This window comes from Escherichia sp. 93.0816, from assembly GCF_013368855.2.
Classification (GTDB): Bacteria; Pseudomonadota; Gammaproteobacteria; order Enterobacterales; family Enterobacteriaceae; genus Escherichia; species Escherichia ruysiae.
The window spans coordinates 531,697-551,578 of the sequence record NZ_JABWNC020000001.1 but is presented as its reverse complement, the minus strand read 5'-3'; the positions used below and the strand labels follow the sequence as shown (position 1 = coordinate 551,578).

Sequence of the window (19,882 nt, the reverse complement as noted above, 5' to 3'; positions counted from 1 at the left end):
TGTCATCGCGCATTTCGTGCAGCGGAAAACGTTTAGATTCCGCGATAGTGGAAATAGATTTCGCACCAAAACGTGAATCTAGTAGTTCTGACCTTAAATCCGTTACTTGCTTCTTATCCATTTCAAACTCCTTAAAATGATTGGATCGCATTAAAAAAAGTAGGATTTATCGATAAAGTAAGCAAGCGTAATGGCTTTGGTTTTAAATAACAAAATCCTAACCGATTTTTGATTTTCGGAATAAGTATGGTGTATTTTTCATAATTAATTACAATGAGATACAACAGTTTCCGATAAGGGGTATTGAGTTATATGTTGTTATTTTTCTGTGATTTTCCTACGCAACATGATTATCACATAAAAATCAGCCAGTAAAATATCATTATTCGCCCTCATTAATTTATGAAAGTGGTGGATAATATTGTCAAATAACAAAGGTTATTACTGGAATCTCCGCCAACAATGTTAACGAGTGGAGTTTTATTTCTACAAAAATAGTCCAGTATAAATGTATGCGGATAATGGTGATGCGAAAAATTAAGTAATGTCTATCGCGAGTGATTAAGATATTTCCTAATCGAAGAGCACATGACTATAAATGAGGACTGGCATACCACCGAAGGCTTATTGACTTATTTTAGCTGTAATGTACTCCATCTACGGAAGGCCAGTTGCGATTACTAAATAATAACTACGCACCGTAATTTAGTCAGCATCCAATAGAACTTACCCCTTTATATTAGCTCTTGCACAAAAAGCTAAATTCATATTTACAAACAAAAATATAATCCCGGCCCTGTCACCAGACGAGTAATTGCAACCACTGAATATTCAGGGTGGCGATGCGCTTTCTTTCATAAAGGTATTTCCTTTTCTGCGGAAAAGGAAACCGGGAAATATCCGGTTTTTCTGACAAGTAAACGTTTTTATATGCGTTTGCTTATGTTCGTTAATTCGTTCATCAGGAAATTATCTCAATGTCACGTTTTAAAAAAGCTAATAAACAACCACGCTTTCGTTATTCAGCCCTGGCTCACTGCGTGGCGTGGGCAAACATCTCTATTCAGGTTCTTTTTCCACTGGCTGTCACCTTTACGCCGACAATGACGGCGCGAGCGGCTCTGCCTCGTCTAAGTACGGAAAATACTGCGGTTGCGACTGACAATAATGCAGAAAAAAATATCGCGTCGTTTGCCGCGAATGCCGGTAAATTTTTAAGCAGTCAGCCGGATAGCGATGCGACACGCAATTTTGTTACCGGAATGGCCACAGCTAAGGCTACCCAGGAAATCCAGGAGTGGCTTGGAAAATATGGTACGGCGCGTGTCAAATTGAATGTCGATAAAGATTTCTCGCTGAAGGACTCTTCGCTGGAAATGCTTTATCCGATTTATGATACGCCTTCAGATATGCTGTTCACTCAGGGGGCAATACATCGTACCGACGATCGTACTCAGTCAAATATTGGTTTCGGCTGGCGTCATTTTTCAGGCAATGACTGGATGGCGGGGCTGAACACATTCATCGATCATGATTTATCCCGTAGTCATACCCGTATTGGCGTTGGTGCGGAATACTGGCGTGATTATCTGAAACTGAGTGCCAATGGTTATATCCGGGCTTCTGGCTGGAAAAAATCGCCAGATATTGAAGATTATCAAGAGCGTCCGGCTAATGGTTGGGATATCCGCGCAGAGGGATATTTACCGGCATGGCCGCAGCTTGGCGCAAGCCTGATGTATGAACAATATTATGGCGATGAGGTAGGACTATTTGGTAAAGATAAGCGCCAGAAAGACCCACATGCCATTTCCGCCGAGGTGAACTATACGCCAGTGCCTCTTCTGACACTGAGTGCAGAGCACAAGCAGGGCAAGAGCGGTCAGAATGACACTCGCTTTGGCCTGGAAGTTAACTACCGGTTTGGCGAGCCTCTGGAGAAACAACTCGATACGGATAGCATTCGCGAGCGTCGGGTACTCGCAGGCAGCCGTTATGATCTGGTTGAACGTAATAACAATATTGTTCTTGAGTATCGCAAAGCTGAGGTGATCCGTATTGCTCTGCCTGACCGTATTGAAGGTAAGGGCGGACAGACGGTTTCGCTTGGTCTTGTAGTCAGCAAAGCAACTCACGGTCTGAAAAATGTGCAATGGGAAGCACCGTCCTTGCTGGCCGCAGGCGGTAAAATTACCGGTCAGGGTAACCAGTGGCAAGTGACGCTCCCGGCTTATCAGGCAGGCAAAGACAATTATTACGCAATTTCTGCGGTCGCATACGATAACAAAGGCAATGCCTCAAAACGCGTACAGACTGAGGTGGTTATCACCGGGGCAGGTATGAGCGCCGATCGCACTACGTTAACGCTTGACGGTCAGAGCCGTATCCAAATGCTTGCTAACGGGAGTGCGCAAAAGCCGCTGGTTCTGTCTCTGCGAGACGCCGAAGGGCAGCCAATCACGGGTATGAAAGATCAGATCAAAACTGAACTGACGTTTAAACCTGCCGGAAACATCGTAACGAGGGGCATTAAGTCTGCTAAATCACAGGCACAACCAACTCTGGGTGAGATCACCGAAACAGAAGCTGGGGTGTACCAGTCGGTCTTCACTACCGGTACGCAATCAGGTGAAGCAACCATTACGGTGAGCGTTGATGGCATGAGCAAAACCGTCACTGCTGAACTGCGTGCCACTATGATGGATGTGACAAAATCGACTCTGAGCGTGAATGAGCCGTCAGGTGACGTGGTTGCCAATGGTCAGCAATCCTACAAGCTGACGCTTACTGCCGTGGATACCGATGGCAACCCTGTGACGGGAGAAGCCAGCCGCCTGCGATTTGTTCCACAGGACAGCAATGGCGTTACCATTGGCAGCATTTCGGAGATAAACCCAGGTGTTTACAGCGCCACGGTTTCTTCGACCCGCGCCGGAAACATTGTTGTGCGTGCTTTTAGCGAGCAGTATCAGTTGGGAACGTTACAACAAACGCTGAAGTTTGTCGCCGGGCCGCTTGATACAGCGCATTCAACCATCACCCTGACCCCGGATAAACCGGTAGTTGGTGGCACGCTTACAGCTATCTGGGCAGCAAAAGATGCCTATGACAACCCGGTGACCGGTCTCACTCCAGATACACCGTCATTAACGGGGGCAGCCGCTGCGGGTTCTTCAGTTTCAGGCTGGACGGATAATGGCGACGGGACGTGGACTGCGCAGATTTCTCTGGGTACTACGGCGGGTGAATTAATTGTTATGCCGAAGCTCAACGGTCAGGATGTAGCAGCTAATGCGGCGAAAGTGACTGTGGTAGCTGATGCTTTATCTTCAGGCCAGTCGAAAGTATCCGTTGCATCGGATCGCGTAAAAGCAGGGGAAAGCACGACTGTGACGCTTGTGGCAAAAGATGCGCATGGTAACGCAATCAGCGGTCTTTCCCTGTCGACAAGCCTGACGGGAGCTGCGTCTGAAGGGGCGAACGTTTCCAACTGGAGCGAGCAAGGCGATGGTTCCTATGTCGCGACGCTGACCACCGGCGGAAAAACAGGTGATCTTCGCATTATGCCGTTATTCAACGGCCAGCCAGCTACCACCGACGCCGCGCAGTTGACTGTCGTCGCGGGCGATCAGGCAGTTTCTACTTCAACGCTGACTGTAAAAGATGCCAATCTTGCTATTGAAAGCACGACGGAACTGACTTTCTCCGCCAAAGACCAGTTTGGAAACGCGCTTACCGATATCGACACCGCTAAACTTGGCGCATCGCTTTCCGGTGACGCCGCGTCTGGTAGTTCGGTGACAGGCTGGAGCCATAAAGGCAACGGCGAATACACGGCTGTTCTGCGTTCGGGAACGCGGGCAGGCGCGCTGAACATTATGCCGCAGATCGATGGCAAAAACGCTACAGCACAGGCAACTCCGGTTAACGTTAAAGCGGGGGCTATTGCGGTTGACCACTCGGAAATGACCGTATCAAAAACGTCGATTACCGCAGGCGAAAGCATCACGCTGACGCTGACTGTGAAGGATAAATTCGGCAACGCAATCACCGGTATTACACCGGAAACACCGCAATTTGGTGGTGATGCATACAACGTCAACCAGCAGCGCCCATCCGTCAGTCAGTGGACGGAGAAGGGCAATGGAACCTATACGGCGATGCTGACTGCTGGCGCAACGGGAGTTGGTGAGCTGACCATCATGCCGCGCGTTGATGGCGCTGATGCTCTGAAGCAGGCGGTTTCTGTCACCATCGCCGCCGGGGAGATGTCGTTAGTGAACTCCACGCTTGTTGCAGATAATGAAGCCCCGATGATCAAAACGACGACACAATTGACCTTCACGGCGAAAGATGCGAACGGTAACCCTGTAAGTGGTCTGAAACCTGATGCTCCAGAATTTAGTGGCGTAGCCAGCACAGGGACGGAACAACCTTCGGCAGGAACCTGGACGGAACAAAGCAATGGCACCTATGTTACGACGTTAACCACAGGCTCTGCAGCCGGTCAACTGGTTATCTGGCCTCGAGTGAATGGCAAAGATGCTGCTTCGAAACCGCTACTGCTGAACGTTGTGGGTAACGCTTCTGAGGCTAACATTCACGATATTTCAGTGAATGTTGATAACCAACTGGCTGATGGACAGTCCGCCAACAAGGTTACCCTGACCGTAACGGATTCCTATGGTAACCCGTTGCCGGATCAAACGGTAACACTGACTTTGCCTGAGGGAGTGAGCAGCAAAACGGGGAATACGGTAACAACGAATGCGGCAGGTAAAGCCGATATTGAGCTGATGTCCACCGTTGCCGGGGAACACACAATCACGGTCTCGGTGAATAAAAATCAGAAGACTGCCACGGTGAAGTTCAAAGCGGATGCCAAAACCGGTCAGGCAAGCCTTCAGGTTGATACCGTCGATCAAAAAGCAGCAAACGGCAAAGATGCCTTTACGCTGACGGCAACTGTTGAGGATAAAAACGGCAACCCTGTTCCCGGAACTATGGTCGCCTTTAATCTGCCTCGGGGCGTCACACCGCTTAATGACGACAGTACCTGGATGAAGACCAGCGATGAAGGTAAAGCCGAGCTGCGAGTCGTTTCTGTGACTGCGGGAACGTATGCAATCACCGCAACGGCAGGAAATGACCAGATGTCGGATGCGCAGAGCATCACGTTTGTGGCTGACAAGGCTACGGCAACCATCTCGAGTATTGAGGTGATTGGCAACCGCGCACTGGCAGATGGTAAAGCCAAACAGACTTATAAAGTTACGGTTACTGATGCCAATAACAACCTTGTGCAAGGTAGTGAAGTGACGCTGACCGCCAGCCCGACAACGTTAGATCTGGAGCCGAACGGGACTGCAACAACTAATGAGCAAGGGCAGGCTGTATTCACCGCTTCTACCACTAAAGCGGCGATATATACGCTAACAGCGAAAGTGAATCGGACCGACGGTCAGGTATCGACGAAAACTGCCGAATCCAGATTCGTTGCGGATGATAAAAATGCAGTACTTGCTGCATCATCTGATGTAAAAGAACTGGTAGCAGACGGAGTGGCGACCGCAACGCTGGATGTTACTCTGATGTCGGCTGGCAACCCTGTTGGGGGAAATATGTGGGTCGACATTAAGGCTCCGGAAGGCGTGACGGAGAATGATTACCAGTTCTTGCCGTCGAAAGCTGACCATTTCGTGAACGGGAAAATCACGCGTAAATTCAGTACCACTAAGCCAGGGGAATATACATTTACATTCAACACTCTGACGTATGGTGGGTACGAAATGCAGCCTGTGACGGTGACTATTAACGCCGTGGAAGCTAATACTGAAGAGGGTGAGGAGGCAGTAAAATAATTTTCCCCGGAATGAAAAATTCGCTGTAATAAAGAATAATGGCGTCGACATTCTCAACGCCATTATTCCACTAAATACCTACCCTGATACTGATTAGACGGTAGCAGGGTAGGGTAATCCTTAATGTGAGAATGTGACACAGATACAAACTAAGCTGGGCGAACGGGGATGAAAATTTCGCAAACAACATAATTGCTATCCTTTTCTACGAAAGTTTTATCGTAGTAAAATCGCTCAATATCACTGCCGTTGACTCTGACTAACCCCCTGGCAGGCAGTTCTATCAGATACAGGTTCCGCACCCAGTTCGCGTAGTGCTCCCAATCTCCTTCATAGCGGAAAGATGCATAAAGCCCTCCAGCCGTTATCCATTCCTTTGGCATGTCTGTATCCGCATGGTTGCATACAGTACCGGCGAAAGTTTCAACTGTGAGCAAATCTACCGATTTTGTTGATGGTGTATACGCTGAGACGTAATAGATATCCATCTTCAAATTTTGAAGACACCGGGATAAATGATTACGCCGCAGTTTTACTTCTTCATCTGGTGGCGTATTAGACAGCTCAATATCATATTTAAATGCATTGCCAAAAATACGTGTTTCAGGAAGATGGATTAATGTGCAATCTGTCTTTTGATGTTGACGCGTTAATAACGGGGGTAAAATATTTGTTAGATCCCAAAAATCACGGTGCCGATATTCTCTGGGAGAACATCCAAACAATTTTTTAAATTCACGACTGAATGACTGCTGTGAATCAAAATGCAAAGAGAGCGCAATATCAAGCATTGATTTGGCAGTAAGTCTGACAAGAATGGCTGCCCGACAAAGTCTTCGTTTGCGGATATATGCGCCCAGGGGCATGTGCATGTAGTTTCTGAACAGGAGTTGAATATTGCGTCTGCTGTAGCCAGATTTCTGTGCGATATCTTCGATTGAGATAGGGTGATCAAGATTGCACTCAATCCACTCCAGGAGCTGCTGTAAAATCTTCTGCCTGATCATAACATTCTCCATTTATCTTTAGTCACTTTGCACATTTTCCTGGCGACAGTGGCTTTGAGTATATCAAAAACAGAAATACCCGAGGCAAAACGATTGATAGTGCCTGTCGGGTAATGGGGAGGGAGCATGTACATCAAAGCTATGAGGTCGGTACGGTGGTCAGGTGTATGTTGATATCTTGCATTTAACATAATATACATTATGCGCATCAAGGTTGTAACTGCAATATTTTAATGTCACTTTTAACCCATTTAATTTAGTGATGTCACTTTTTATGGCATAAAGGATCAAGCCTTTGTGCCATGGAGACATCAGGATGCTAGTGACTATGTCAGATAAAGAACTGCACAGGATTAATGTCATTCAGTCAGTTGTCGAAAAGCGCATGCGCCGTCGTGACGCTGCACACCAACTTGCTCTGACCGAACGTCAGACGCAGCGTCTGATGAATCGCTTTCGTGAGTCTGGCGCTGCAGGACTGGCAAACCTTCGGCGTGGACGTCCCGGTAATCACAGGCTTCCTGAGTCACTTAAGCTGCGTGTTCTTTCTTTACTTCACGATCACTACAGCGACTTTGGACCCACACTTGCCGCAGAAAAATTGCGCGAACGCCATAACATCATGGTGTCTGTTGAAACGCTCAGAAAATGGATGAGGCTGATGGACTCTGGGTCCCATATTCGCGTCGCAGGCCACGTGTTCATCAACCCAGATACCGGCGTGACTGCCTCGGAGAACTTGTTCAGATCGATGGTTCCCTGCATGACTGGTTTGAAGGACGTGCGCCGAAATGCTGCCTGCTCGTCTTTATTGATGACGCTACTGGCCGCCTGATGCACCTTCGCTTTGGTGAGACTGAATCAGCCTTTGATTACATGATGGCCACTCGTGAATACCTTGAGCAACATGGCAAACCCCTGGCGTTTTACAGTGATAAGCACGGTAGTTCGACTACATGATGGCCACCCAGCAATACATTGATAATAAACGTTACCGTGAGCTGGGACCTGCCGGTCTGGTCAGCCAGCGCAGGGGAAAGCCCGGCAACCATCAGTTAAACACTGCCATCAGAGACCAGACCCTGCAGTTTATTCGCACACGTGGTCGGGGGATGAATCCGTCTGCAATCTGGCGAATTCTGACCACAGAATACGGTGTCCGGATTTCAAAAGAGACCGTGCGGAAAATGATGATTACAACCGGCGCTTTGCGAAATCGCCTCGGCATGACTTTGATGTTCACCGGCCACTTGAAACTGATGATGATCTAGCCGCATCTTTCACATGGCGGGAACTGCGACGTGTTTCAAAATCTTTAACGGTGCAGTACTTTATCTGATTGAAGATAATGAGATGAGTTAAGCCGCAGGGCTATCGGGAAATATATCGAGGTCTGGCATTACCCGGAAGGTCGTAAAGAACTCTGCCTTAACGGTGAAGCTCTTCCCTACTCCACCTATGATCGGCTCCAGGAAATCGACCAGGGGGCTATCGTGGACAACAAACGACTCGGACGTACCCTTGAATTTATCAAACTGTTTCAGGATAAACGCGATAATAACCGTTCACAGGCACTCCCTGCCGGTGATGGCCCAGAAAACCAGGCGAAAAGAAATCGCAACGTTCACTGAATGGTGACGATATGCTTGATGCGTTGAAGACGTTACAGTCCCGTTCTGAAGAAATTTTCGGTACAAGGAAATGACGAAGCTCTGAAGGCAGACATAATCCCACCCTTCACAGAACTGAATTGCCAGAGACATTAATGTCCGCTTTGAGCGAGGAGCGGTCATTAGCCCCTCAGCCGTATGCCTTAAAGAGCGTACGCCAGAAATAAAAGGATTGCGCTACTGCGCATTCCTACTTTGACGGGATGTGACCCATGTCATCGCCACCGCACCCAGAAGTAACAAACCACTTAAACCAAAAGCACTTCTCCATCCCAGACTGTCGAATACCAGACCTCCAGCCGTTGAACCAAGTGCAATAGATAGCTGAATCACCGCAACCATGAGGCCTCCCCCCGTCTCTGCATCTTCGGGTAACGCACGTGCTATCCATGTCCACCACCCCGTTGGCGCAGCCGTTGCAAGTAGCCCCCACAGGCTGAGTAAAACGGCAACAGCCCAGATGTGGTGTCCGACCAGCAGTAACGCACCGGTAATCGCTGCCATAAGCAACGGGATCATGATTAATGTCTTATAAAATATGGTGTTCAGGAATGTTGAGACGAGCATTGTGCCGACAAAACCTGCTACACCTATTGCGAGCAAAATCAGAGAAAGATCAGAAGCTCCCACTCTGGTGACGCTTTCCAGAAAGGGGCGCACGTAGGTAAATAAAGCAAACTGTCCCATAAAGAAGAGCCCACAGGCCAGCAGTCCCGTTGGTACGATGGCGACACTGAACAGACGAAGCACAGACCCCTGTGGTTTATGTGTTTTATCGCTTTCCATCGAAGGCAGGCTGATCCATTGCCAGATGAACGCAGCTATCGCAAGGGGGACCAGACATAAAAAGGTGCCACGCCAACCGATGGTTGTCCCCAGATAGCTACCAAGCGGCGCAGCCACAACGGTGGCCAGCGCGTTGCCGCCGTTAAAAATTGCCAGTGCGCGGGGGACCTGGTGCTGCGGCACGAGCCGAATGGCGGTTGCAGCCGACATTGACCAGAATCCTCCGATGACGACGCCAATCAGAGCCCTCCCCAGCATATAAACCGGATAGTTAGGCGCTATGGTGATAACTATTCCCGATATGGCCATTAAGACCGTCAGCCCCAGCAGAAGATATTTTCGATTCAGGTCTCCGACAATACGGGAGATAGTCAGACTGGTAAGCACCGCCAGCGCGCCAGACACAGCAATTCCTTGCCCTGCCAGCCCTTCGGTAACGTGTAAATCATGGGCAATGAGCGTAAGTAGGCTGACTGGCATAAACTCAGAAGCGATCAGCACAAACACGCAAAGCGTCATAGCAAATACGCCGCTCCAGTATGCATGCGTTTTTTCGTATGATTGTTTTAGACTTATAGTGAACATTATTAGCATCCCTTAATATCGAACCAGCCAGATTCAGGCGCAGTCGGGTCAGAAGTTATTCAGGGAATAACGACATAATAGTTGGGTGAGAATAGAGGGCGATGTGGCATATTCTGCATCACACCAGGCAGTTAAAAGCCACCCGTTTACGACAGGTGGCCTGGTAAACCTTTCGGGTTATCTTAAGTTTGCCTTGAAAAATTGCTCAAATTTGGCAAATGGGATCTTACCCGCAACGTTGTCATACAGATCAACATGGTTTGCCCCGGGAACAATCACTAACTCTTTCTCTTTGCTGCCGATCGCGTTAAAGGCATCTTCAGCAAAATAGCGTGAATGGGCTTTTTCGCCGGTCACGATGAGTGTAGGGATAGTAACTTCATTAGCGTAACTCAGCAGCGGCATATTCATAAATGACAGCGGCATGGTTGCATTCCAGGCACCGGTTGAGTTGACCGAACGCGCATGGAAACCACGCGGCATGCGGTAATAATCAAAGAACTCTTTCAATACCGGATTAGGATTCGTGGGCAGAGTTTCCGGTAAAATACGATCGGAAGCGGTGACGTTGCCCTTCTCATCAACGTAAATGTCATGCCCGCCTGGCGCGAAAGCGCCATTTTCCGCATCCTTCCAGCGCTGCATGTTCAGATACTGCAATACGGCACGACGATCGGCAGTGGTATAGCGGTCTTTGCCATCGCCCACGCCATGACCCATTGCACGGCTCATGTCATACATCACGCTGCTCGCCACCGCCTTGACACGCGTGTCCATCGCAGCGTCGTTTAAAGCCATGCCACCCCATCCGCAGATACCGAGCAACCCGATACGGTTGCGATCCACCTCTTTTTGCAGGCCTAAGAAATCAACCGCCGCGCTGAAATCCTCGGTGTTGATATCCGGAGATGCGACGTTTCGCGGGTAGCCGCCGCTTTCACCCGTGTATGAAGGATCGAAAGCCAGAGTGACAAATCCCTGTTCAGCCAGCGTCTGCGCATACAGGCCGCTGGATTGCTCTTTCACCGCCCCGAAGGGGCCACTAACAGCAATAGCGGCCAGCTTGCGATCTCCACGATCCTTCGGTATGTAGAGATCCCCGACTAAGGTGATCCCGTACCGGTTCGGAAAGGTCACCTTACGGTGATCAACTTTCGTGCTCTCAGCAAAAGTTTTATCCCATTTCTCAACCAGCGAAACGGGCGCGTTCGGATTGGTTGTATCAGCGTAACTCATATTTGTGACTCCACTTAATGATGCGCATAACAGCATGGCGGGTATCGCAGCTGTCAATTTTTGGGTGAAAGCAGTCATCAAAATCCCCTTCATAAAATGTGCCAGATACTGGTTTCATACGGCCAACGCTGCCGTGCTTTGTTGCAACGCGCATATTATAGTTAGCACTAATAGTGCTGATTAGAGGGTAAATAATGCTAAGATTAATACCATATTGTTCTGAATTGTGATGCAGCAGCAGAGGAAGAATGATGGCGAAAAGGGAAAACTATAACGATCTCTATCTGTTTATGCAGGTCGTGCGAGAAGGGAGTTTTACCGCCGCCGCACAGAGGCTTGGTCTGGCGCAGTCAGGAATTAGCCGTGCAGTGCGCGAGCTGGAAGAACGACTGGGCGTGCAGCTTCTGGTACGCACCACGCGCAAGCTATCGCTCACCCATGCTGGCGAGTTGCTCTATAAAAACGTCGAATCTGGATTTGACGCCTTAGATATGGGGCTTGCCACGCTGGCCCATTATCGCCATACACCATCGGGTACGGTCCGTATTAATGCCAGCCAGCACGCCATTGACAAAGTACTGCTGCCGAAGCTGGCGGTGTTTAAACAACGCTACCCGGATATTCGGCTGGAGCTCATCAGTGAAAGCCGGTTTGTCGATATTATTACTGAACGCTTCGATGCCGGTATACGTCTGGGCTCGGAAGTGGATAGCGGTATGGTCGCGGTGCGTATTTCGCCCGATATGGAGATGGCCGTTGTCGGCACACCCGAGCACTTTCGTCGCTACGGATTTCCGCAAACCCCCACCGATTTAGTGGGTCATCCCTGCATCGCTTACCAGTTCGGCGACGGCAGCCTGTATGCCTGGGAACTCAATCAGGACGGTAAAAAGATCACCCATCAGCCTCAGGGACAATGGGCCTTTGCTGACAGTTATATGGAAGCCAAAGCCGCGAGGCTAGGTCTGGGACTGGCTTATGTTCCGGAGGAATTGGTGTCTGATGATATAGAACAGGGGGCGCTGATCAGAGTTTTGCAATGCTACAGCCAACGCCTGGAAGGTTCATATATCTATTATCCGCACAGAAATGTGTCACCCGCTCTACGAGCGGTTATCGATACATTGAGAATTTAAGGGATGAAGATGAGATGATTCGCAGGCCTGGGTAATAGTTGGAAAACAACGTCCGTTCCTGGCACACAGCGGACATTTCAGCTTTACCCTGCCCCGGACATCTGAACTTAGCTTTGACATAGATTGTAGAGGCTAAATTGAGATGTCCATTTCTGGCAAATATAGCCATGTCCGCGCTACAGTCTCACCACTGCTTTCAAAGGATGAGACTCATAACTACACTCGGAACGGAGTTTTTCTCAATGAACGATGTTAATCGACTCAGGATCTTGCAGGACGTGTTTGGTTCCACGCAGGCTTCGCGCCCCCAACATTAAACAGTCAAGGATCGACGCGCTTGTACTGGTGAGCTCATTCAGCAACATTGTGCGTCCATCCGTTGAACTCACAGCGAAAAGCAACCCTGGCAACTTTAGCGAGATTTGGATATTTTTACTTAACTCTTCTGACAAAGGTTATGGCAATGGTCTTAATCAGGACTCCTGAATTAAAAGATATACCATCTCTACAAAAGCTCTTTCTGCAATTGGGTTATCAGACAGATGTAGAACGCTTAGAAAATCATATTAACCAGAAGCATCCCAGTCTTAGCATTTTGGTTGCTGAAACAGAAAAGGAACTCTGCGGGGTTATTGTGATGAATTTTATCACCCCTGTACATGAAAACGGCTTGTGGGCATTAATTTCTGCTCTGGTCATAGATGAATCGTCGCGAGGCACAGGGATCGGACAGAAGCTTCTCATTGCCTCTGAAAAAATCGCACTGGATCAGGGATGTTCTCAGATTGAACTTTCAAGCAGTGAACGTCGAGTCAGAGCACACAAGTTTTATGAAAGCAACGGTTACCAGGAAGTGAGGAAGCGTTTTGTTAAGCATCTCGCAGACATTCCCATTGTTAAATAACTCTCCCGCGAGGTTTGCAATGTCTGATCCTGATTCCGTGCGCAAGCTGATTATTATGACCACTTCGTAAGTTGTGCCACCTGGTGTATATCACCTGACTTGATGTACACCAGGTATTCTACAGCAGTAAATCCAGTGTCTTCAGGGTCAAGCCCCCTTCCCCATGATTGTATTTCTTTTCAATTTAATTGCATTCCTCAGTTCGAGGTTGAATTTAGCCTCGTCAATAAGTTTGTCCTTAAGTTCCTGTGCAATTCGCTTTAATTCCGTAAACGCAAGCGGCTTTTGCCCATGTAAGAATTGAACACCAGAACGTTCATAATACTTATCAATATGTTTTAATCTGTATTTTGCTAATTTTCTTATTTCACCTATAGAGCCCTGTTGTCCATTGTCTATTAGTCGGTTGATTGTATACTCAACAAACTCTTTTTTATCTTTTCCAAAATAACTCAAGACCAACGGAAGTAAAAAGCTTTGCATACAGATATCATATGAGAAAACCATAGAAAAATCGGCACCTAAAAGATCACAAGCCCCATCGAAATCATTATATAAAAAGATATAACGGTAAAAATCTTTAAACCTGCTAATTATACTTGCGTCAGTAACTTTGTTTGCGCCAATATAGCAGCCATAAGGACTTCCTTTTGCAAACTCTATATTTTCTGTTGATTTGAAACTGTCACATCCCGCGACAATGGCTAGTAGGTTATTCATGGTATGTTTGTTTATCATTAAAAATAAATCATTCATCTCCCCCCAGGAGATATACTTTTTAATTCCAGGGAAAAACATCCCTTCCTCAGGAGAACCATGACACTCAAAATGCACTATAGGAATCAAACCTTTTTTTATGACTCCTTTTTCCAGTTCTTTAAAGAAAGAATTCAGCATGGGGATATTATGTATCTTAACAAAAACAATAGGAATTGGCACTTTCAGACTTGATATGGATTTAAATAGTTTTGAGGCGGTATTACTTTTAAGCGTTATATCATCTGGTTTATTATTGATTTTGATGTCTCTCGGGGAATCAAGATCTTCATCACCTAAAACATCAATGATGTATAAAATGTTGAATGCAAATTTTCTCGTCATATTTTATATCTCTATATCCGATAGAGTTAGTGTCCAAAATGCCATGATTACACAGAAACTCCTTCAAATCTGGCTCCTGCCCTAAGGATATCAAAAAAAATCCACTGTAGAATTATTCCCTTCATGGATATTTAGCTGGCAAGTATTAAAATTAGATATTGAATATTCTGTATGTTAATAGATTCATATAAAATCAACAAAAAGCTTAATATATGGATTTTATTTGTTTTAAAGTGGTTGTAATTAAAATTTACGCCTGGCTACATTTGAGTTAATCACGTAGGCCACGTACAAAGCGCGTGTTCAATGGATTGATGACGTGAGGCGAATCCATCAGTTTTATCTACACTTGGGATAATGCGCTGACGGGAGTAAAAAAATGGCTGACTGGAACCCCTCTTTATATCTGCACTTCAACGCCGAACGGTCACGACCGGCGGTAGAACTGCTTGCCAGAGTCCCTCTGGAAAACGCCCGGGAAATAGCCGATCTTGGCTGTGGTCCAGGCAATAGCACCGCCCTGCTACATCAACGCTGGCCAACGGCTAAAATTACCGGCATTGATTCGTCTCCGGCGATGATTGCCGAAGCGCACACAATTTTGCCAGAATGTCAGTTTGTGGAAGCAGACATCCGCAATTGGCAACCGAACCATGCACTCGATCTGATTTTTGCCAATGCCTCACTGCAATGGCTGCCCGAACACTATGAGCTATTCCCGCATCTGGTATCGTTACTCAATCCGCATGGCGTGCTGGCGGTGCAAATGCCGGACAACTGGCTGGAGCCGACGCATGTGTTAATGCGCGAAGTCGCCTGGGAGCAGCATTATCCGGATCGTGGACGCGAACCGCTGGCAGGCGTTCATGCTTACTACGATATTCTGAGCGAAGCCGGATGTGAGGTTGATATCTGGCGAACCACCTACTATCACCAGATGCCATCGCACCAGGCGATTATTGACTGGGTGACAGCCACCGGATTACGCCCATGGTTGCAGGATCTGACGGAGAGTGAGCAGCAGCATTTTCTTACGCGCTACCATCAGATGCTGGAAGAACAGTATCCACTGCAGGAGAACGGGCAGATACTGTTGGCATTTCCGCGTCTGTTTATTGTTGCCCGGCGCACGGAGTAATTATTACGTCAGCTGGTAATGGCGATCGGGAAGAATCTTCGGCGGAATTTCTGTTTCGTCGTTCATCTGTAACAGGTCAATTTCAATAACGTTGCAGATGGCATCCAACGGTAAATCATTGTTTTCAGTACCGAACGGATCTTCCAGCTCTTCCGCCAGACAATCCAGCGAAATAAAGGTGTAGGAAATTAGCACAGAGATAAAAGGCGTCATGTAATGCAGATCCACCACAAGGGCGAATGGTAGCATGATGCAAAAAAGATAAACGGTGCGATGCAAAATCAGGGTGTAAGCAAAGGGAATTGGTGTATATGCAATACGCTCGCACCCTGCCAGTACCGCAGAAATATCATTAAGACGATCGTTCAGACTAATAAACAGAATGTCAGAAAGTAGCCCGTTCCGCCGCTGAACGGCTAACCACTCACCCATTATCAATAAAATACGGTTAGCTGGAGAGTTGGAAGCCAGTACTCGCTGAAGATCTCCAGTATTAAGATAATGTGCCAGCACTCCCGCCTGTGGCTGTTTGCGTAATGTCATGCGTAAACAGTGGGCGAAGGCGATTTGTAGCCGGGCAAACTCCTTTACACTTGCCGAATCAGGCAATGTCGTTTTTACCTCACGCAGTAACGACCGTGAGGCAATCATCAACTGCCCCCAAAGTTTGCGCGCTTCAACATAACGGGCGTACCCCGCGTTATTACGAAACCCCAGAAAGATGGCGATAGCAACCCCGAGAATGCTGAACGGCGCGAGGGTAAATTTGATGCCCAAATGCGTATACCAAGGCAGCATGAAAATAACCGCGATAGAAAAGAGAAAGTTTAGTAGCAAGCGCGATGATATTTTGGATAATACTGAACCGTGCCAGACAAAAATACGGCGCAGCCAGTGTTGTTGTGGGCGAACAATCATGATTATCTTCAGGCGTGGAAAAGTCGCCCTATTAAACGTGATTGTAATCACATTCTCAAGTTTCTAATTACAAATTACCTACAAGGCGACAACATTTACAGGTGCTACATTTGGCACCTTTTTATATTAAAGCATATAGGATGTTGTAACTAATTTAGGATACTAAGAAACCCGGTCGAAACCGGGTTCAGTGATTGTGCTGTTAATTGTCTGATGCGCTACGCTTATCAGCGTCTACAACTAACTGAAACCATATAGTTAATTGGTAAATCATGCTGGATGCGCTGTATACGCCTTATCCAGCATACAAAATAATGCAAGGATCAGCACAACGGACGTACAGCTTCGCGCATCCCTTTTTCCAGAATCGCTTCCAGGTCATTAGCAACCTGCTCGACCAGACCAGGCACTTGCGTCAGATCCTGTTCCCAGTGATCTTTTTCTGCCAACACAATCGCAACCAGTTCCTGGGTGCCGATAACACGGTCACGATGCTGGCTCCAGAGTTGTTGATAACGTTCCAGCCAGTGCGCATCGTCCTGTACCGGATACGTTTCTCCGTTACGCTCTCCGCGATAGAACGCAATCAATGCCGCTAATGCGAAAGTGAGGCGCGCCGGAAGTGTGCCGTTTGCCTTCTGCCCTGCCAGCAACTGCGGCAGGATGCGGGTGCGGAACTTGGTCATACCGTTGAGCGCGATAGACAGCAGCTGATGCTTAATGTACGGGTTACGGAAACGCCCGGTGACGGCGCTGGCGAAAGATTCCAGTTCATCACGTGGCAGATCCAGCACCGGAATAATCTCTTCGTAAATGGCTTTTTCAACGAATGCGCAAATTTCAGCATCGTTCATCGCTTCGCCGACGGTATCCAGCCCTGCCTGGAACGCCACCGGCACCAGCGCGGTATGTGCACCGTTAAGGATTGCTACTTTGCGCTCTTTATACGGTTTAATATCGTCAACAATCAGCACGTTAAGCGGATATTTATCCAGACGCAGTTCAGTCGCTAAGGATTTCGGCCCCTGAATCACAAACAGGTAAAAGTGTTCAGCGGTGTCGAGGAAACCATCGTGATAGCCGAGTTCGGCTTCCAGTTTAGCCACTTCATCACGCGGATAACCGGTAACGATGCGGTCCACCAGCGTAGAACAGAAACTGTTAGCCTGATCCAGCCATTGAATAAATGCTTCTGGCAGTGCCCATTCTTGTGCGTAGCGCAGCACCAGTTCACGCAACGCGTCGCCGTTGTAGTCGATCAGCTCACACGGAATGATGATCCAACCTTTATCCAGCGCACCGTTGAAATGGCTGAAACGCTCGAACAGCAGACGCGTCAGTTTTGCCGGATAGCTTACCGCAGGCGCATCATCAAATTTGTCGCCCGCATGATAGCTAATACCCGCTTCTGTGGTGTTGGAAAAGACGAAGCGCATTTCCGGATTATGCGCAAGTTTCAGGAATTCATCGTAGTCACCGTAGACGCTGATTTCACGGTTTACAGAACGAATCAGACGCGCATCGCTGACCGCTTCTCCCTTCTCATTCAGGCCACGAATAATGGTAGTATACAGACCATCCTGCGTGCTCAGTGACGGCGGGAATGAAGTTTCAATCGGACGAACAACGACCACGCCAGAATTCAGGTCGGTGTGTTCATTCAGGAGATCAATTTGCCAGTCAACAAAGGCGCGCAGAAAGTTACCTTCACCAAACTGAATGATTCGTTCTGGATACTGTGCACCGGGAAAATCGCGACGATTTAGTGTTTTCACAATGGGTTCCCTTTTGATTAGTCATACAACCTGCTTGAATTGGTACGACAGGTTAGCAAACTTTAATACACTGAACCCCTGTTTTGATCAACTCGTGATGATTAATTAGCAGGTTTAAGATAAAAATGTGGCGCGGATCATGGTTCCATCGAGGATTTTCCTCTTTCTCCAGTCAACAGAGTGGTAGAACACATTACGCTAAAACCGTGACAAAATAACAAAGCTGTCAGACAACTTCCTCACCATAACGCATGGTACTGGTGCGGTTACGCCCGTCTTTCTTCGACCGATAGAGACACGTATCAGCTTCAACCATCAATTTATTGAAGTCATCGGTTAGTGTGCGGTATGAAGCATCCCCACTACCGACGCCGATGCTAACCGTCAGATAAAGCGTCTTTTGTTGCCAGTTGAACGGTTGCAGTTCCACGCCTTTACGAATTTTCTCCGCCATCAGCAGACCATCAACGGGATTCATTGAAGGCACGGCTACGGCAAACTCTTCGCCTCCCATTCTTGCCACCAGCCCCTTATCGCCGACAATTTTCTGAATATGCTGGGCAAACACGCTTAATACTTTATCGCCACACTCATGACCATAGTTATCGTTAATGCTTTTGAAATAGTCGATATCAAGCAACATGACGGTCAGATGTTGTGTCTGTTGCAGCGATGGACTTTTCAGCGCCTCATAAAGACCGGATCGTGAGTAAACCTGAGTCAGAAAATCAAAGTCGGCTCGCAGCGCAACTTGCTTCATTAGCGAATTAATCGCGGCCACGCTAAAGGAAACCATAATTGGGCAAATCGCCATCGTGGCAATGCCAAGCCGTGCGGAGAACATTTGCGGAATAGAGAACGGCGAACCGACGGCGATATCAATTACCGAATTTGCCACCAGTACGATCTCCACTGCTCCGGTGATAAAAGTCAGCAGACACGTCACCTGTGGCGTATGACGCACCGCACACCAGATTAATGCGGGCAGCGGGAACGCCAGACTCCCCGCTCCGCCAATGGCGACCGAGGCAATAACCGACACAATAAGCGCAATGACTGGCATCATCTGCTCTGCTTTAAAGCGCGGCAATACCCCAGGAATTGCCAGCGTCAGCATACAAGGAACAATCAACACGCCTGTTGAGAATTGTTCACTAAACCAGTCAGCAAGCAAAGGCCAGAAATCCAGACTATCAATACTGACCGAACCAATCGCCCCGACGATGGCACATAATAAAGCGGCAATCAGACAATAATTAAATAACCGTAATGCGCTTACTGGCTCGTACTTATTTTTCCCCAGACGCTTATCCCGCATAACCAGTAGGGCGACAGTTACGATAAACATCATATTGGATAAATTGATAACCAGTGAAACCAGCCCCCATTCGGTGGTCATGGCATCATAAACCAGCATTGCCACGTAACAGATGGCATAGTAATGCAGACGATTAAGCCAGACGTAGCGGGCAAATACCCCTGCCATCACGCCATTCAGCGGCCAGAAAAGAGAAAGTTCGTGAACCAGGCGTAGCTCTGCACCTATAAAATAGAACAGCGTCGTTAGCGCAAAAATTGCAATGCTATTACGTAGTAGATGACCTTCCTGGAACAAACGGAAAGTGGATATGGGGTGTACATGCATTAATTATCTGTCCATACAATTGCGAGTGGCAATTATCTCAACGCAATAAGTAAATTCTCATAAAGGATAGCATGTTCGCTGACAGCGGCGACAAAGAAAGATATCAATCAGATGATCTTT

Annotated in this window: 14 protein-coding genes and 1 pseudogene; 7 read left to right on the top strand and 8 right to left on the bottom strand. The window is 47.7% G+C overall.

The features are described 5' to 3' along the window. Positions 1-121, bottom strand: a 121-nt coding sequence (locus tag HEM79_RS22560) for a hypothetical protein (RefSeq protein ID WP_244498951.1), incomplete at its 3' end; no start/stop codon positions are given. Positions 122-977: 856 nt separating this feature from the next. On the opposite strand from HEM79_RS22560, the gene HEM79_RS02795 reads away from it, so the two are divergent. Beyond that, a complete protein-coding gene (locus HEM79_RS02795) occupies positions 978-5,861 on the top strand; it encodes an invasin domain 3-containing protein (RefSeq protein ID WP_176241069.1) in 4,884 nt (1,627 codons plus the stop codon). 149 nt (positions 5,862-6,010) lie between these two features. On the opposite strand, the gene HEM79_RS02790 is transcribed toward HEM79_RS02795, so the two are convergent. Further along, positions 6,011-6,868, bottom strand: coding sequence for a helix-turn-helix domain-containing protein (locus HEM79_RS02790; protein ID WP_176241070.1), 858 nt, complete (start codon positions 6,866-6,868; stop codon positions 6,011-6,013). 316 nt (positions 6,869-7,184) lie between these two features. Here HEM79_RS02790 and HEM79_RS02785 point away from each other — a divergent pair. The 3 genes and pseudogenes from HEM79_RS02785 to HEM79_RS22965 form a co-directional block, all read left to right on the top strand. Further along, positions 7,185-7,810 (top strand): annotated as a pseudogene (locus HEM79_RS02785) (ISNCY family transposase); the annotation flags it as partial. A 14-nt stretch (positions 7,811-7,824) separates the two neighbouring features. Further along, a complete protein-coding gene (locus HEM79_RS02780) occupies positions 7,825-8,139 on the top strand; it encodes a helix-turn-helix domain-containing protein (protein ID WP_176241071.1) in 315 nt (104 codons plus the stop codon). Positions 8,140-8,361: 222 nt separating this feature from the next. Beyond that, positions 8,362-8,499, top strand: a complete 138-nt coding sequence (locus HEM79_RS22965) for a hypothetical protein (RefSeq protein ID WP_157941586.1) — start codon at positions 8,362-8,364, stop codon at positions 8,497-8,499. Positions 8,500-8,715: 216 nt separating this feature from the next. Here HEM79_RS22965 and HEM79_RS02770 read toward each other — a convergent pair whose 3' ends face one another. Together HEM79_RS02770 and HEM79_RS02765 are read right to left on the bottom strand one after the other, a co-directional pair. Beyond that, positions 8,716-9,909 (bottom strand): MFS transporter, encoded by a 1,194-nt coding sequence (locus HEM79_RS02770; RefSeq protein WP_000494214.1) that lies wholly within the window; start codon positions 9,907-9,909, stop codon positions 8,716-8,718. A 177-nt stretch (positions 9,910-10,086) separates the two neighbouring features. Beyond that, on the bottom strand, positions 10,087-11,223 hold the full coding sequence (locus HEM79_RS02765; RefSeq protein WP_010350796.1) for an alpha/beta hydrolase: 1,137 nt from the start codon (positions 11,221-11,223) through the stop codon (positions 10,087-10,089). A 173-nt stretch (positions 11,224-11,396) separates the two neighbouring features. Here HEM79_RS02765 and HEM79_RS02760 point away from each other — a divergent pair, with 173 nt between their 5' ends. Together HEM79_RS02760 and HEM79_RS02755 are read left to right on the top strand one after the other, a co-directional pair. After that, complete coding sequence (locus HEM79_RS02760; RefSeq protein WP_001119030.1) at positions 11,397-12,281, top strand: LysR family transcriptional regulator; 885 nt, start codon at positions 11,397-11,399, stop codon at positions 12,279-12,281. A gap of 463 nt (positions 12,282-12,744) precedes the next feature. Continuing rightward, complete coding sequence (locus HEM79_RS02755) at positions 12,745-13,185, top strand: GNAT family N-acetyltransferase (protein WP_176241294.1); 441 nt, start codon at positions 12,745-12,747, stop codon at positions 13,183-13,185. 147 nt (positions 13,186-13,332) lie between these two features. Here HEM79_RS02755 and HEM79_RS02750 read toward each other — a convergent pair whose 3' ends face one another. Then, positions 13,333-14,286 carry a hypothetical protein gene (locus HEM79_RS02750; protein WP_176241072.1) on the bottom strand — a complete coding sequence of 318 codons (954 nt, stop codon included), beginning with the start codon at positions 14,284-14,286 and terminating at the stop codon, positions 13,333-13,335. Between the two features lie 379 nt (positions 14,287-14,665). Here HEM79_RS02750 and tam point away from each other — a divergent pair, with 379 nt between their 5' ends. After that, entirely contained in the window at positions 14,666-15,424 is a 759-nt protein-coding gene (tam, locus tag HEM79_RS02745; RefSeq protein ID WP_176241073.1) for a trans-aconitate 2-methyltransferase, read from the top strand. A 3-nt stretch (positions 15,425-15,427) separates the two neighbouring features. Here tam and HEM79_RS02740 read toward each other — a convergent pair whose 3' ends face one another. The 3 genes from HEM79_RS02740 to HEM79_RS02730 form a co-directional block, all read right to left on the bottom strand. Next, complete coding sequence (locus HEM79_RS02740; protein ID WP_176241074.1) at positions 15,428-16,342, bottom strand: bestrophin family protein; 915 nt, start codon at positions 16,340-16,342, stop codon at positions 15,428-15,430. Positions 16,343-16,665: 323 nt separating this feature from the next. Further along, positions 16,666-18,117, bottom strand: coding sequence for a tagaturonate reductase (uxaB, locus tag HEM79_RS02735; protein WP_000854607.1), 1,452 nt, complete (start codon positions 18,115-18,117; stop codon positions 16,666-16,668). Between the two features lie 226 nt (positions 18,118-18,343). After that, positions 18,344-19,762, bottom strand: coding sequence for a GGDEF domain-containing protein (locus tag HEM79_RS02730; protein ID WP_176241075.1), 1,419 nt, complete (start codon positions 19,760-19,762; stop codon positions 18,344-18,346). Between the last annotated feature and the right edge of the window lie 120 nt (positions 19,763-19,882).